At 62.8% G+C, this 14,918-nt stretch carries 12 protein-coding genes and 2 pseudogenes; 7 read left to right on the forward strand and 7 right to left on the reverse strand.

What is annotated here, in order from left to right:
- Positions 1-8 precede the first annotated feature (8 nt).
- Positions 9-3,284 carry a transporter substrate-binding domain-containing protein gene (locus F6X62_RS12940; RefSeq protein ID WP_153773750.1) on the forward strand — a complete coding sequence of 1,092 codons (3,276 nt, stop codon included), beginning with the start codon at positions 9-11 and terminating at the stop codon, positions 3,282-3,284.
- Here the strand turns inward: F6X62_RS12940 and F6X62_RS25650 are convergent.
- The 3 genes and pseudogenes from F6X62_RS25650 to F6X62_RS12950 all read right to left on the reverse strand — a co-directional run bounded on the left by F6X62_RS25650 (position 3,259) and on the right by F6X62_RS12950 (position 5,725).
- The gene (locus F6X62_RS25650) at positions 3,259-3,753 is read right to left on the reverse strand and encodes a methyl-accepting chemotaxis protein (protein ID WP_370672098.1); all 495 of its coding nucleotides are present in this window, start codon (positions 3,751-3,753) and stop codon (positions 3,259-3,261) included. The two genes, F6X62_RS12940 and F6X62_RS25650, sit on opposite strands and share 26 nt — an antisense overlap.
- Positions 3,754-3,795: 42 nt before the next feature.
- Positions 3,796-4,578, reverse strand: a pseudogene (locus F6X62_RS25655) (PAS domain-containing protein); the annotation flags it as partial.
- A gap of 127 nt (positions 4,579-4,705) precedes the next feature.
- The gene (locus F6X62_RS12950) at positions 4,706-5,725 is read right to left on the reverse strand and encodes a LacI family DNA-binding transcriptional regulator (protein ID WP_153773752.1); all 1,020 of its coding nucleotides are present in this window, start codon (positions 5,723-5,725) and stop codon (positions 4,706-4,708) included.
- A gap of 195 nt (positions 5,726-5,920) precedes the next feature.
- Between F6X62_RS12950 and F6X62_RS12955 the strand changes: the two genes are divergently transcribed.
- The 3 genes from F6X62_RS12955 to F6X62_RS12965 all read left to right on the forward strand — a co-directional run bounded on the left by F6X62_RS12955 (position 5,921) and on the right by F6X62_RS12965 (position 8,309).
- Positions 5,921-6,460, forward strand: a complete 540-nt coding sequence (locus F6X62_RS12955; protein ID WP_054890742.1) for a gluconokinase — start codon at positions 5,921-5,923, stop codon at positions 6,458-6,460.
- Between the two features lie 111 nt (positions 6,461-6,571).
- Complete coding sequence (locus F6X62_RS12960) at positions 6,572-7,924, forward strand: GntP family permease (RefSeq protein ID WP_065863646.1); 1,353 nt, start codon at positions 6,572-6,574, stop codon at positions 7,922-7,924.
- An 85-nt stretch (positions 7,925-8,009) separates the two neighbouring features.
- Positions 8,010-8,309, forward strand: coding sequence for a hypothetical protein (locus F6X62_RS12965; RefSeq protein WP_112898371.1), 300 nt, complete (start codon positions 8,010-8,012; stop codon positions 8,307-8,309).
- A gap of 3 nt (positions 8,310-8,312) precedes the next feature.
- Here the strand turns inward: F6X62_RS12965 and F6X62_RS12970 are convergent.
- A pseudogene (locus tag F6X62_RS12970) lies at positions 8,313-8,507 on the reverse strand (helix-turn-helix domain-containing protein); the annotation flags it as partial.
- A gap of 104 nt (positions 8,508-8,611) precedes the next feature.
- Positions 8,612-9,508 (reverse strand): LysR family transcriptional regulator, encoded by an 897-nt coding sequence (locus tag F6X62_RS12975; RefSeq protein WP_054890745.1) that lies wholly within the window; start codon positions 9,506-9,508, stop codon positions 8,612-8,614.
- Positions 9,509-9,620: 112 nt separating this feature from the next.
- On the opposite strand from F6X62_RS12975, the gene F6X62_RS12980 reads away from it, so the two are divergent.
- From F6X62_RS12980 to F6X62_RS12990, 3 genes are all read left to right on the forward strand, one after another.
- Positions 9,621-10,016, forward strand: coding sequence for a RidA family protein (locus F6X62_RS12980; RefSeq protein WP_153773753.1), 396 nt, complete (start codon positions 9,621-9,623; stop codon positions 10,014-10,016).
- Positions 10,017-10,311: 295 nt separating this feature from the next.
- Entirely contained in the window at positions 10,312-11,409 is a 1,098-nt protein-coding gene (locus tag F6X62_RS12985; protein ID WP_054890747.1) for a carboxynorspermidine decarboxylase, read from the forward strand.
- Between the two features lie 31 nt (positions 11,410-11,440).
- Positions 11,441-12,685: a saccharopine dehydrogenase family protein gene (locus tag F6X62_RS12990; protein ID WP_153773754.1), complete on the forward strand. Its 1,245-nt coding sequence runs from the start codon at positions 11,441-11,443 to the stop codon at positions 12,683-12,685.
- Positions 12,686-12,727: 42 nt separating this feature from the next.
- Here F6X62_RS12990 and F6X62_RS12995 read toward each other — a convergent pair whose 3' ends face one another.
- Both F6X62_RS12995 and mqo read right to left on the reverse strand, forming a co-directional pair.
- Positions 12,728-13,126 (reverse strand): RidA family protein, encoded by a 399-nt coding sequence (locus F6X62_RS12995; RefSeq protein WP_153773755.1) that lies wholly within the window; start codon positions 13,124-13,126, stop codon positions 12,728-12,730.
- A gap of 134 nt (positions 13,127-13,260) precedes the next feature.
- Positions 13,261-14,835: a malate dehydrogenase (quinone) gene (gene mqo, locus F6X62_RS13000; protein WP_153773756.1), complete on the reverse strand. Its 1,575-nt coding sequence runs from the start codon at positions 14,833-14,835 to the stop codon at positions 13,261-13,263.
- Positions 14,836-14,918: the final 83 nt, after the last annotated feature.

The raw sequence follows: 14,918 nt of genomic DNA on the forward strand, positions 1-14,918 counted from the left end.
TCGCGACGATGAGGCACACCCTTGGCGGCCTGCTACTGGCAGCGGCGGCCCTGCTGATATCGGGCGCCGCCATTGGTGAAAGCGAACCGCGACACTTGCTGGCTCGCTCGATCAGTGCCAGTGTCGCGCTGCCGCTGAGCGACAGCGACCGCCAGTGGCTGCGCGAGCGCAAGGTGCTGGTCCTGGGCAGTTCGCGTCCTGACTACCCCCCCTTTGAAATCAATGTCAGCCCAAACGACTACGAGGGGTTGAGTGCGGACTATGCTGGCCTGATCGGCGAGCAACTGGGCATGCCGATCGAAGTACGCCGTTTTGCCAGTCGCACGGCGGCCATCGAAGCCCTGCACCAGGGGCAGATCGACCTGCTTGGCAGCTCCAATGGCTTCGAAGCAGCCGATGCCAAGTTGTCCCTGAGCCAAACCTATGCCGACGACCTTCCGGTGATCGTCACACGTCAGGACCGCCCCCAGTTGCACAGTGAGGATCTGGCCGGCCTGCGCCTGGCCATGGTCGATCACTACCTGCCCAAGGCGGCTGTCCAAGCCCTGTATCCCCAGGCGCAGCTGATCCTCTACAGCTCGACCTACGCAGGCCTCAGCGCAGTGGCGCAGGGTGATGCCGATGCCTACATCGGCGATGCCATCAGCTCGGACTTCGCTATTGGACGAGCCTATCAAGGCCTGGTGCGCATCGACCATTTCGTCCAGGCACCCGCAGGCGCTTTCGCCTTCGCATTGGACCAGCACAACACCAGGCTACTCGGCCTGGTCGACCAGGCGTTACAGAGGATTACCGACAGCGAGCGCCTGAACATCCTGCGCCGCTGGTCCAGTGGCAACACCAGCCTGCTCCTGCAGCGTCGCCTTTCCACGCTCACCGATGAAGAACAACGCTGGCTGGCCAGAGCCCCCAGGATACGGGTACTGATCAACCCAAGCTTTGCACCAATCACATTCAACGACACCCAGCAGCAACCCAACGGCATTACACTGGACGTTCTCAAACAGATCACTTTGCGCACCGGCCTGCGTTTCGACATCGTTGAACGCAACTCCGTGGCGGCCATGGTCGATGAGGTGGCACGGGGTGATGCACAGCTGGTCGGAGCCCTGGACTACAGCCCGTCGCGCGCATCGCGCGTGCGTTTCACCCGCCCCTACCTGGTCAGCCCCAACGTGCAGGTCGTGCGTCGCACCAGCACGCAAGCCGGCCCACAGAACGCACAACGCATCGCGCTGGTGCGTGACGGTTCCCAGGAGGTCGCGCTGCGCCAGCGTTATCCGCAGGCTCATGTGGTCGAGGCCAGCAACACGTTGGCGATGATGGAGTCGGTGGCCAAGGGCAATACCGACGTTGCGCTGATCAGCAACATCAGCGCGTCCTACTACCTGACTCATGTGTTCAAGGACAGGTTGCGCATCGCCGGCTTGCAGGACGACAGCCAGACAGCAATAGCTTTTGCCGTGGCGCCCGATCTGCCGCAACTTCAGTCGATCATGGACAAGGCGTTGCTGAGTATCCCGCCGGAAGAACTGGACCAGTTGATCAACCGTTGGCGTACCAGCACCATCGTCAGCGATAGCCTGTGGGGCAACTACCGCTCGCTGGCGTTGCAGGTGCTGGTGCTTTCGGCATTTTTGCTGGCCGGCGTGGTGTTCTGGAACGGCTATCTGCGCAAGTTGATCCACCAGCGCAGCGAGGCACAACGGGCGCTTCAGGCCCAGCTCACGCTCAGCCGCAGCCTGCTCGAACAGTTGCGCCAGGCCAAGGAGGATGCCGAGCGTGCCAGCCAGGCCAAAAGCAGCTTCCTGGCAATCATGAGTCATGAGATCCGCACCCCCATGAACGCGGTGATCGGGCTGCTGGAACTGGCACTCGAAGACAACCGTCAAGGCCACAGCGACCCGCAGGGCTTGCAGACTGCACACGATGCCGCACTCGGCCTGCTCGAGCTGATCGGCGATATCCTCGACATCTCGCGCATCGAGTCCGGGCACATGGTCTTGCAGCCCGTAGCCACCGACCTGGTCGAGCTCGTCCGCTCGACCGTACGCGCCTTCGAAGCCAATGCCAAGGTCAAGGGACTGACGCTTCAAACCAGGCTCCCAGAGTCGCCGATCTGGGCCTCTGTCGATCCGGTAAGGCTACGCCAGGTGGTGTCCAACCTGCTCAGCAATGCGATCAAGTTCACCGAGCAAGGCCAGGTCGAAGTCGGTCTGATCGTGCAGGCACAGACCAAAGATGTCCTGCAGGTGGAACTGCAGGTGCAAGACAGCGGCATCGGCATCAGCGAAGCCGATCAGGCCAGGCTGTTCCAGGCCTTCGCCCAACTCGACGGCCAGCGCGCACGCCATGGTGCCGGGCTGGGTCTGATCATCAGCCGTACACTGTGCCAACTCATGGGCGGCGTCCTGCAACTGCAGAGCCTGCAGGGCGTCGGCACCCGAATCGATATAAGCCTGTCGCTGCCGAACGCCGAGCCCCTGGTTGCGCAGCCCCTGCCCGAGCTACTCGGCGACACTGCCCAGGCCGGTCCTTTGCATGTCCTGGTCGTGGATGACTACCCGGCCAACCTCATGCTCCTCGAAAAGCAACTATGCACTCTCGGGCACAAGGTGCGCCTGGCTGAAAATGGCCAGACGGCCCTGGCGCTCTGGCAGGCTGAAGCGTTCGACCTGGTGATCACCGACTGCAGCATGCCCGTGATGGATGGCCACGAACTGACACGACGCATCCGTACATTGGAACGCGAACGCGGTGCCCAGCCCTGCCGAATCCTCGGCGTCACGGCCAACGCCCAGGCCGAAGCCAAGGCACAGTGCCTGGCCGATGGCATGGACGAGTGCCTGTTCAAACCGATCGACCTGCGTACCCTCAAGGCCCACTTGCCCCAGGCGCCGACTACCGAGGCAACGCCCCCGGAAGATGCACCGCCTGACAGTGGTTTCGACATTGCTCAGTTGCGCCATCTCACCCAGGACGACGTAGAGCTGACTCGGCGCCTGCTCGAACAACTCGCCCAGAGCACCGCGCAAGACCTGCAGGCCCTGCGCGAACTGGCCCCGGGCCACACATCGGCGCAGGTGAAAACGCTGGTGCACCGGATCAAAGGCGGTGCGCGCATGCTCAAGGTCAGGGGTGTGGTCCGCGATTGCGAAACGCTGGAACAGGCACTGGCCGATGGAGCGCCCAGCGATGCATTGCTCGCGCGCCTGGAGGCAAACCTCCAGGGCCTGGAGCGTCAGTTGCGCGAGGGGCTCAATGCAATTGCAAGGTCGAACTGATCTGGCTGATTGCATCGACCACGTGACGTGAGCCTTGCTGGATCTCCATGATCACGGTACCGGCCTCGTTGGCCAGCTCCACGCCCAACCCCGTGCGCGACAGGCTCGACTGCATGCTGGCTACCGCCGTCAGTGACAGGTCGTGATTCTGTCGCACCACCTCGACGATCTCCAGCGTGGCTTTGCTGGTCCGCGCCGCCAGGCTGCGCACCTCGTCAGCCACAACCGCGAAACCGCGCCCGTGCTCACCGGCCCGGGCGGCCTCGATGGCGGCATTGAGTGCCAACAGGTTGGTCTGGTCGGCAATCCCGCGAATGGTCAGGACGATCTTTCCGATCAGCTCCGACTGCTTGCTCACCGCATCGATGCTGCGCGCCGCGTCGTTGAGCTCCTCGGAAATCTGCTCGATCACCTGCACCGTCTGCTGCACCACCTGGGTTCCCTTGCGCGCGCAGGCGTCGGTCTGCACGGAGCTTGCGTGAGCCGCATCGGCCGCGCTCTGCTGGGTGCTGACCTGATTGGTGATGTCGCTGGCGAACTTGACCACCTTGTACAGGCGGCCCTTGCCATCGAAGATCGGATTATAGGAGGCCTCCAGGTACACCGTCTGGCCTTGCTTGTTGACCCGTTCGAAGCGGTGGGAGTGATACTCGCCCCGGTTGAGCGATGCCCAGAACTCCCGGTACTGGGGCGATTCGCGCTCATGGGGCAGGCAGAACAACCCGTGATGACGCCCCGTGACCTCCTCCAGGCGATAGCCCATGGTATCGAGGAAGTTCTGGTTGGCCGTGATCACCCGCCCCTCGGGGGTGAACTCGATCACCGCCATCGAGCGACCGATGGCCTTGAGCAGGCTCTCGCTCTCATGCTCTTCGTTGACCCTGCGGGTGATGTCGGCCGCGACCTTGATCACGCTGGTAACCTGCTGTTGATCATCGAGCACTGGCATGTAGCTCGCCTCCAGCCACACCTCGCGCCCGGCCTTGTCGATACGTTCGAACGTACCGCTGATCGCCTTGCCCTGCCCCAGCTCGTGCCATAACTGCTGGTACTCGGCGCTCTTGGCATAGGTTGGGTCGCAGAACAGACGGTGGTGCTTGCCGCGGATCTCATCGGCGCTGTAGCCCATCGTTGCGCAGAAGTGGTCGTTGGCGTCGAGGATGGTGCCATCCGGGGCGAACTCGATCATCGCCATGGAGCGACTGATCGCGGCCAACTTGGCTTCCATGCCTGCCAGTGCCTGGCGGCTACGCTGAATCTCGATCAGGTCGGACTTGCGATGGTACTCGAACATGCGCCGGGCCTCCTTGTGTGCGCAGGGGTTTCCTGAGCATAGATGGGCCCCGCCGCCATGCAAGCGATCTGATATCACCTTGTGATTAGGCGGTTTCGAAGGAAGATTCGACCGTATCCACGTCCGGTCAGGTGCTTTCCCGCACCACCAACTCGAAGCCCATGTCCTGCTGCTGCTCCACGTCCCGCTTGCCGTCGAGCAGACTCAACAGCGCCTGCGCGGCAGTGCGCCCCACAGCGGCCCTTGGCGTACGGATCGAGGTCAGGCGCGGCACCATGTGCGCCGAAGCCGGCAGGTCGTTGAAGCCGACCATCGCCACCTGCCGCGGAACCTCGACACCTTGGCGCAACGCCTGGAGCACCGCGCCCTGGGCCAAGTCATCGTTGCAGAAGAACAGGCCGTCGACATCCGGTGCCTTGGCCAGCAAACGGCTGAACAGCTCGCCACCAAGGCCGATCGATGAGGGTTGTGGGTCCAGCATCTCCAGCTCCGGTGCCTGCAAGCCGGCCTCCAGCAAGGCCTGGCGAAACCCCTCGGCGCGCTGCATCACCCGCGGATCGAGCTGCGCCGCGATGAAGCCCAGGCGCCTGCGGCCACGCTTAATGAGGTGGCGAGCGGCGGCGCGACCCGCCTGCTGCTGCGAAAACCCCACCGACAGCGCGCCCGGCTCCCCGCCAAGCTCCATCATGTGAACACAGGGAACGCCGCTGGCTGCGAGCATCTGCCGCGAAGCATCGCTGCGCTCGAAACCGGTCAGCAGGATGCCGCAGGGCTGGTAGGCCAGGTAGTTGCGGATCAGGTTCTCTTCCTCGGCGCTGTCGTAGTGATAGTTGCCGATCAGCACTTCCAACCCGCGTGGACGCATCACCTCGTGAATCGCCTCCAGCGTGTCGATGAACAGTTGGTTGGACAGCGATGGAATCAATACCACCACCGACTGGCTGCGTGCCGATGCCAGGGCACGGGCGGCCGGGTTGGCCACGTACCCCAGGCTCGCTGCGGCGGCAATGACCTTTTCCACCAACTCCGGTGCAACCGTGCTGACGCCGCGCAGCGCGCGCGAAGCGGTAATGGGAGAAACCCCTGAAAGCCTGGCGACTTCGGCCAGAGTGGGACGACCTGTGGTGCGGGAGCCGGTGCGGGTCATGAATGTTGTAATTATACTACTTGCAAGAAGTGGGAACGGTCACTAAGGTAGCGCTGTCTCAGGACGCAGGCAACGTAATAATTGCCGCAGCATCCATACTGCGTATCACAAGATCAATAACACCCGGGAGGGTGGCGCTTGCACCACTGCTCGTCGAGCGTGAGACAGCGCTGTCTTACCCCGCAGGAGGTACCGATGAACCTTTCCCCTTGCGCCATCGTGGTCATGGGCGTGGCAGGCTGTGGCAAAAGCTGCGTCGGCCAGGCCGTTGCTGCACGTAGCGGCGGACGCCTGATCGAGGGCGACGCCTTCCACCCTGCCGAAAACATCCAGAAGATGAGCGCCGGCATTCCCCTGGACGACAACGACCGTGCCGGTTGGCTGGTACGCCTGGGCGAAGAGCTGCAGGCCATTCTCCAGGCCGGTGAACGCCCGATCCTCACCTGCTCGGCGCTCAAGCGCCGCTACCGCGACACCCTGCGCCAGGCCGTGCCAGGCCTGGGCTTCGTCTTTCTCGAATTGAGCCCTGAAGAGGCCGAGAAACGCGTGCTCGCCCGCCCCGGCCACTTCATGCCGGCAAGCCTCATCACCAGCCAGTTTGCGACCCTCGAATCGCCGCGTGGCGAACCGCTCACGCTGGCGCTGGACGCCACGCGTCCGATCGAAGCACTTGCCGAATCCGTGCACGACTGGCTAAAGCCCTGCGGTGACCGGCACCTGGCGCGAACTGCCTGATCCGGCGGTTTTCCGGCTCACCAAAGACAGCGCTGTCCCGACGCCTGCGGGCGTCAAAAGTTCACTCAAGTTTCGCCATTACAACAACGACAAGACCGAGGCATAGACACCATGTTCGGACTGGCTACTGATACCTACCTGCTGCTCGACGCGCTCGTTACCATCGTCGGGCTCATCCTGCTGATCACCCATTTCAAGGTCCACCCCTTCGTCGCACTGACCCTGGCCGCAGGCTTCCTCGGCCTGACCTCCGGCATGCCGGTGGCCAAGGTCATGAAATCGTTCCAGGACGGCTTCGGCGGCGTGCTCGGCTTTGTCGGCATCGTCCTGGCGCTGGGGACCATGCTCGGCAAGCTGATGGCCGACTCCGGCGGCGCCGACCAGATCGCACAGACGCTGATCCGAGCCTTCGGCAAGCAGAAAGTGCATTGGGCGATGATGTTCGCCGCATTCCTGGTGGGCATCCCACTGTTCTTCGAGATCGGCTTCGTGCTGCTGATCCCGCTGGTATTCATCGTCGCCCGCCGCTCCGGGGTGTCGCTGGTGAAGATCGGCATCCCGCTGCTGGCAGGGCTCTCGGTGGTGCATGGCCTGGTGCCGCCGCACCCTGGGCCATTGCTGGCGATCGGCATTTTCCACGCCGATATCGGCAAGACCATCTTCTACGGCCTGCTGGTGGCGCTGCCTACTGCAGTCATCGCCGGGCCGCTGTTCGGTAACTTCATCTCCCGCTACATTCCGGGCAACCCGTCCCAGGAGCTGATGGACCAGATCGCCCGCGACTCCGACCAGAAAAACCTGCCCAGCTTCACCATCACGCTGGTCACCGTGCTGCTGCCAGTGGCGCTCATGTTGCTCAAGACCTTTGCCGACGTGGTACTCCCGACTGACCATATCGTGCGTCAGTGGATGGACCTGATCGGCCACCCCATCACCGCGCTGCTCGCCGCCTTGCTCCTGGCGTTCTACACCTTCGGTTCGGCCCGCGGCTTCAGCCGTCAGCAGATCATGAAGATGCTCGACCAGAGCCTGGCGCCTACCGCGGCGATCGTGCTGATCGTCGGTGCAGGCGGCGGCTTCAAGCAGATGCTGGTGGACACCGGCGTTGGCAACGTGATCGGACAGATGGCCGTGCAGGCTGAAATTTCACCCATCATGCTGGCCTGGCTGGTGGCGGCGGTGATCCGCATCGCAACAGGTTCGGCAACCGTGGCGACCATCACCGGCGCCGGTATCGTCGCGCCGGTGATCGAACTGGTGCCGGGGGTGAACCGTGAGCTGCTGGTACTGGCCACCGGCGCTGGCTCGCTGATTCTGTCCCACGTCAACGACGCCGGGTTCTGGCTGGTCAAGCAGTACTTCAACATGACCGTGGCCGAGACCTTCAAGACCTGGAGCATGATGGAAACCATCCTGTCCGTGGTCGGCATCATCTTCATCATGCTGTTGTCGATGGTGGTATGACCGTCGGTCGGGATGATGGCACCTTGCTGAGCAGGACGGGGCCCAAAAGAAAGATGCCCCTGTCCTGCGCAAAGGAGTTTGCCCCATGAAGCGATCCCTGACCCGTACCTGCCTGCTCGCCGCCCTGCTCTGCTCACCACTGGCCATGGCGGTTGGCACCGGCACCACCTACCCGGACGATCCACATAACCCCGCGCCACAACCTGGTGTAGACAGCACCCTCAACCCGGTTGAGAAACCCATGCCGCGCGATACCGACCCGCGGATCCAGGGCAACGACCCGGAAAGCCCGCCGGCCCGGCAGAACGACAACCGCGACCTGCCCGGCATGGACGGCAGCGGCTCGGAGGGTAATGGTAGCCAGGGCGGCAGTGGCAAGCCCTGACGGTCACCACTGCCGCTTGTCAGGCCTGCTCAACCCCAGCTTTTCGATCTTGTAGCGGAGCATGCCGCGTGACGGCCCCAGCAAGCGTGCCGACTTGGTGACATTCCGGTCGGTGCGCTCAAGGGTTCGGTAGACCCTGTCGCGCTCCATGTCCGGCAGGCGGGCTCCGGCCTCGGGGCGCTGGGGTTCGTAGACAGCGTGATGAGCCATGAACCGGCTGCAAGGTGTGCTTGAGCCCCAGCACGACCGGCGGTGTTGCCTGACCGCCAACGCGCGCTCTATCCGGTCGGGAAAGGCCCTGATCAGCGCCCCATCACCTCCACCACCCAGTCGATGAACACCCGCAACCGCGCGCCCACATGCCGATTCGGCGGATAAGCGACGTACAACGGCATCGGCTCCAACTGCCAATCTTCGAGCACCCGCACCAGCGCACCGCTGGCCAGTGGCGCGCGGGCCATGTAGTCCGGCAGCCACAGCACCCCAAGCCCAGCCACCCCGGCCGCCAGGTAGGCGTTGCCATCGTCCACCGCCAGCACTTGGGTACCGCGAACCTGCAGCCGCTCGGTGCCGCGAACGAGGGCATAGGGCAGCGGTTTGCCGGTACGTGCCCAGAGAAAACCTACCGTACGGTGGTCAGAACCCTCCAGGTCCGAAGGATGGGCAGGGGTGCCAAGGCGTTCGAGGTAAGCCGGCGCCGCATACACCCCCAACTGCAGGTCGGCAACCTTGCGCGCCATCAGCGACTGGTCCAGCAGTTCGCCTCCGCGCACCACGCAATCGACATGCTCGCCAATGATGTCGACGATACGATCGCTGACGCCCATGTCGATCTGGATGTCCGGGTAGCGGGCATGGAAGTCCGGCAGCGCCGGCACCAGCACCAGGCTTGCCAGCGGGCTCGGTACATCGACCCGCAACTTGCCACGCGGCAGGCCGGCAGCGCCGCTGAGGCTGCTCTCCGCATCCTCGAGCTCCGCCAACAGGCGCAACACCCGCTGGTAGAACTGCTCGCCATCGCGGGTCACACTCACCTTGCGCGTGGTGCGGTTGAGCAGGCGCACGCGCAGGCGGGTTTCCAACTGCTGCACCAGCTGGGTCACACTGGTGCGGCTCATGTGCAGCGTCTCTGCAGCCTTGGTGAAGCTGCCCGCCTCTACCACCCGGGCAAAGGCACGCATTGCGTCGAACCGGTCCATCAGCGCCTCGATTGTTTGGAATAAACAAACAATGATAACCAGACTGGCACGTTTATCGAACAGGTCCGGGCTCGTACAGTCGCCCCATCACCCCCTTGATGGAGAAAACACCATGAACCAACGCGACGTAGTATTCCCTGCTGGCCGTCAGGCCCTGTACGACATCAATCACTACTCCCCGGCCGTGCGCAGCAACGGCTTGCTGTTCGTCTCCGGGCAAGTTGGCAGCCGCGAGGACGGCTCACCCGAGCCGGGCCTGGAAAACCAGGTGCGCCGGGCCTTCGCCAACCTCGAGGCGATTCTCGCCGCCGCCGGTTGCAGCTTCGCTGACGTGCAGGACGTGACCCTGTTCATCGTCGACCCACAAAACAAGTTCCAGAGCATCTGGGACTTGGTGCGCGCTGAATTCTGGGGGCCAGCACCTTACCCAACGGTGACGGCTGTCGGGGTAACCTGGTTGTACGGCTTCGATTTCGAGATCAAGGTGGTGGCGCGGTTGCCGCAGTGATGTAGCGAGGCAGATGGCCCTATCGCGGGACAAGCCCGCTCCTACAAGAGCGCCGCAACTGCTGCATACTGCGGTGTCACTTGTGGGAGCGGCGGTTCGGCGCCCCGACTTGTCCCGCGATAGGGCCATCTGCCTCCACAACGATTAAGACAGTCACATTCCCCTGCTCTACTCCCCTCACGCGGCCCGCAGCCTGCGAGCTCGGACGAAATGCGCATCGCGCCCTTTCGATATGCGGCAAGTGAAGGCACAATGCGTGTCCTTTTTTTGGCCGGCCTGGCCGGGGGCCTTTGAAATGATCAAGACGCCGTACTACCTCATCGACAAAACCAAGCTGCTGGGCAACCTGGAGAAGATCGCCTACGTGCGCGAACACTCCGGCGCCAAGGCCTTGCTCGCCCTCAAGTGCTTCGCCACCTGGTCGGTATTCGACCTGATGGAGCAGTACATGGACGGCACCACCTCCTCCTCGCTCTACGAGCTCAAGCTCGGCCGCCAGAAGTTCGCCGGCGAGACCCACGCCTACAGCGTGGCCTGGGCCGACGATGAGGTCGAGGAAATGCTGGAGAACTGCGACAAGATCATCTTCAACTCCATCGGCCAGCTCCAGCGCTTCGCCGAGCAGTCCGAAGGCAAGACCCGCGGCCTGCGCGTCAACCCTCAGGTGAGCAGCTCCGACTACCTGCTGGCCGACCCGGCGCGTCCGTTCAGCCGCCTGGGCGAATGGGATCCGGAAAAGATCGAAAAGGTGATCGGCACGATTTCCGGCTTCATGTTCCACAACAACTGCGAAAACGGTGACTTCAGCCTGTTCGACAAGATGCTCTCGCACATCGAAGAGCGCTTCGGCCATTTGCTGCACCAGGTCCAGTGGGTCAGCCTCGGCGGCGGCATCCACTTCACCGGCGAAGGCTACGCACTCGACGCTTTCTGCGCCCGCCTGAAAGGCTTCTCCGAGAAGTACGGCGTGCAGGTCTACCTGGAGCCCGGTGAAGCGGCGATCACCAACAGCGCCTCGCTGGAAGTCACCGTGCTCGACACGCTCTACAACGGCAAGCACCTGGCCGTGGTCGACAGCTCCATCGAAGCGCACATGCTCGACCTGCTGATCTACCGCCTCAACGCCAAGATGGCCCCCAACGACGGCGAGCACACCTACATGGTCTGCGGCAAGTCGTGCCTGGCCGGCGACATCTTCGGCGAGTACCAATTCGATCGTCCTTTGGCCATCGGCGATCGCCTGTCGTTCATCGACGCGGCGGGTTACACCATGGTCAAGAAGAACTGGTTCAACGGTCTGAAGATGCCGGCCATCGTCGTCAAACAGCTCGACGGCAGCGTCGAGGTCAAGCGCGAGTTCGGTTTCGAAGACTACGTTTCCAGCCTGTCGTAAGACCGGCTTTCAGTAAGGAGCAAGGGATAAATTGAAGAAGAACGTTCTTATCATTGGTGCAGGAGGTGTCGCCAAGGTGGTGGCCCACAAGTGCGCACAGCATAACGACGAACTCGGTCGTATTGCGATTGCGTCACGGAACATCTCCAAATGCCAGGCCATCATCGACAGCGTCAAGGCCAAGGGTAGCCTCAAGGTACCCGCAGACATCCAGGCCTTCTCGCTCAACGCCCTCGATGTCGAGGCGACCAAGGCACTGATCCGCGAGACCGAATCGCAGATCGTGATCAACGTCGGTTCCGCCTTCCTCAACATGTCGGTGCTGCGTGCCTGCATCGATACCGGTGTCGCCTATCTCGATACCGCGATTCACGAAGAACCGGGCAAGATCTGCGAAACCCCGCCCTGGTATGGCAACTACGAGTGGAAGCATCTCGAGGAGTGCCAGCAGAAGAACATTACCGCCATTCTCGGTGTCGGCTTCGACCCGGGTGTGGTGAACAGCTACGCGAAACTCGCGCAGCAGCAGTATTTCGACCGCATTGATTCGATCGACATTCTCGACGTCAATGCCGGTTCCCACGGCAAGTACTTCGCCACCAACTTCGACCCGGAAATCAACTTCCGCGAGTTCACCGGGCAAGTATGGAGCTGGCAGAACAGCCAGTGGACCAGCAACACCATGTTCGAGGTCAAGCGCACCGACGACCTCCCGGTGGTGGGTTCGCAGAACCTCTACCTGACCGGTCACGATGAAGTACATTCGATCTCGAAGAACCTGAACGTACCCAATGTGCGTTTCTGGATGAGCTTCGGCGAACACTACATCAACGTGTTCACCGTGCTGAAGAGCCTCGGCCTGCTCTCCGAGCAACCGGTCAAGACCGCCGAAGGCCTTGAAGTCGTGCCGCTGAAAGTGGTCAAGGCCGTACTGCCCGATCCAGCATCCCTGGCTCCGGGCTACACCGGCAAGACCTGCATCGGCGATCTGGTCAAAGGCACCAAGGACGGCCAGGCACGCGAAGTGTTCATCTACAACGTCGCCGACCACGAAGAAGCCTACGCCGAGACCGACAGCCAGGGCATCTCCTACACCGCTGGCGTGCCGCCAGTGGCCGCAGCCCTGCTGGTCGCCCGCGGCGAGTGGGATGCCGGGCGCATGGTCAACGTCGAGGAACTGCCCGCCGAGCCGTTCCTCAAGGCGCTGGACGTGATGGGCCTGCCGACCCGCGTCAAGGATGAAAAAGGCGATCGTCCATGGGACGCTGAAGCCTAAGCAGCAAAAAGAAGGGGCGCCCGTTGGCGCCCCTTCTGCATTTCACCCCTGGCGCCCAACCGCCACGCACTTGATCTCCACCAGCAGCCCGTCATGGGCCAGTTCGCTGACACCAATACAGGTCCAGGGGCATGTACCCCGCGGGAACAGCTCGTCCTTGACCTCACGAAACACCGCCATGTGCTCGCGCAAGCCGACATGATAAGTGGTCAGTTCCACCACATCCGCAAAATCACAACCGGCAGCCGCCAGCACGTCCCTCAGGTTTTCCCACGCCGCGTAAAACTGCTGCCGCGGGTCGGCAATGACCTGCAGATCCGCCGTACGCCCCACCTGACCGGCCAGATACAACGTATTACCGACCTTCAAGGCCGGCAGATAACCGGCACGTTCGGCAAGTTTCTGCTGCGAAGGGGGAATGATCGGGGTGCGGTCGCTCATTGAGGATGTCCAGTGCTTGAGAGTGGACGCATCTTAGCAAGCGAACGCGAAAGCGAGCTGCGGCATGGCGGCACGCTTTCGAGACGATAGCTCCGCATCTGGCGGCCCCGCACCAGGGCCGCCAACCGCCGGGCTCAGCCCGCTGGCGAAGTCAGAGGCTGCAGCTGCAGCACTTCATTGGTGTAGTCCCACTCCTCCTGCACCTTGTCAGGATGCTCGTTCAACTTGAGCCCGTAGCTTGGGATGATCTGGTGCAGCTTCTCCTGCCAGGGTGGTGAAGCGACCTTGTCCTTGAACACCTTGCGCAGCAGGTCGAGCATGATCGGTGGCGCGGTCGAGGCGCCCGGCGAGGCACCCAGCAGGCCGGCAATGGTGCCGTCGGCAGAGGTCACGACCTCGGTGCCAAGCTTGAGCACCCCGCCCTGCTCAGGGTCGTTCTTGATGATCTGTACGCGCTGCCCAGCCTGCCACAGGCGCCAGTCTTCTTTCTTGGCATGGGGGAAGTAGGTCTGCAGCGCAGCGAAGCGGTCGTCGTCCGACTGCATGACCTGGCCGATCAGGTACTGCACCAGGTCGAACTCGCGGACCCCGACACGTACCATCGGCCAACTGTTGTGTAGCGTCATGCTGCCGAACAGGTCGAGTAGCGAGCCTTCCTTGAGAAACTTGGTCGAGAAGGTTGCAAAGGGCCCGAACAGAATCACCCGCTTGCCATCGAGCACCCGCGTATCCAGATGCGGCACCGACATCGGCGGCGCCCCCGTCGAGGCGATGCCATAAGCCTTGGCCATGTGGCGCTCGGCAATGGCAGCGTTCTCGGTCACCAGGAACGATCCCCCCACCGGGAAACCTGCGTACTCCTTCGCCTCGGAGATGCCTGACTTCTGCAACAGAGGCAGCGCCGCGCCACCGGCGCCGATGAACAGGAACTTGGCATCGGTGGCCGACGTGCTGCCATCCTTGAGGTTCTTGTACTCCACATGCCACGAGCCGTCGTCGTTGCGGGTGATGTCCTGCACTTCGCTGGAGAGCTTGAGGTCGAAGTTGGGGCGGGTCTGCAGGTACGTCACATACTGACGGGTGATCTCGCCGAAATTGACGTCTGTGCCGATCGGCGTCCAGGTCACCGCAAGCTTCTGGTTCGGGTCGCGCCCCTCCATCATCAACGGCACCCACTTGGCGATCTGTGCGTTGTCTTCCGAATACTGCATGGGCTTGAACAGCGGGCTGGCCTGCAGCGCCTCGTAGCGCTTGCGCAGGAAACGGATATTGTCATCGCCCCAGACAAAGCTCATGTGCGGTGTGGCGTTGATGAACGAACGTGGGTTCTTCAGTACCCCCTGCTTGACCTGCCAGGCGAGAAACTGCCGGGTGACCTGAAACGACTCGTTGATCTCCACCGCCTTGCTAATGTCGATCTTGCCGTCCTTTTCAGGGGTGTAGTTCAGCTCGGCCAGCGCCGAATGCCCGGTACCGGCGTTGTTCCAACCGTTTGAGCTTTCCTCGGCGACCTTGTCCAGCCGCTCGATCATCTCCATCGACCAACCGGGCTCGAGCTCGTTGAGCCACACGGCCAGCGTGGAGCTCATGATCCCGCCGCCCACCAGCAGCACATCGACCCGCTTGCTCTCGGCGGCCTGGACGGCCGTGAGGCCAAAGGCCAAGGCCAGGCCCGCAAGGGCCGGTTTGAATGCGATTCCTCTGTTCATGTGCTCCCTCCGTCGAGGCACCGCTGGCCCCGATCCTGTCCGTGAATGTGCCTTGCCCCTGGTCCGAGTGTTCGTGCCTGTGG

It is taken from the genome of Pseudomonas sp. MNR3A (genome assembly GCF_009650575.1).
Taxonomy (GTDB): Bacteria; Pseudomonadota; Gammaproteobacteria; order Pseudomonadales; family Pseudomonadaceae; genus Aquipseudomonas; species Aquipseudomonas machongensis.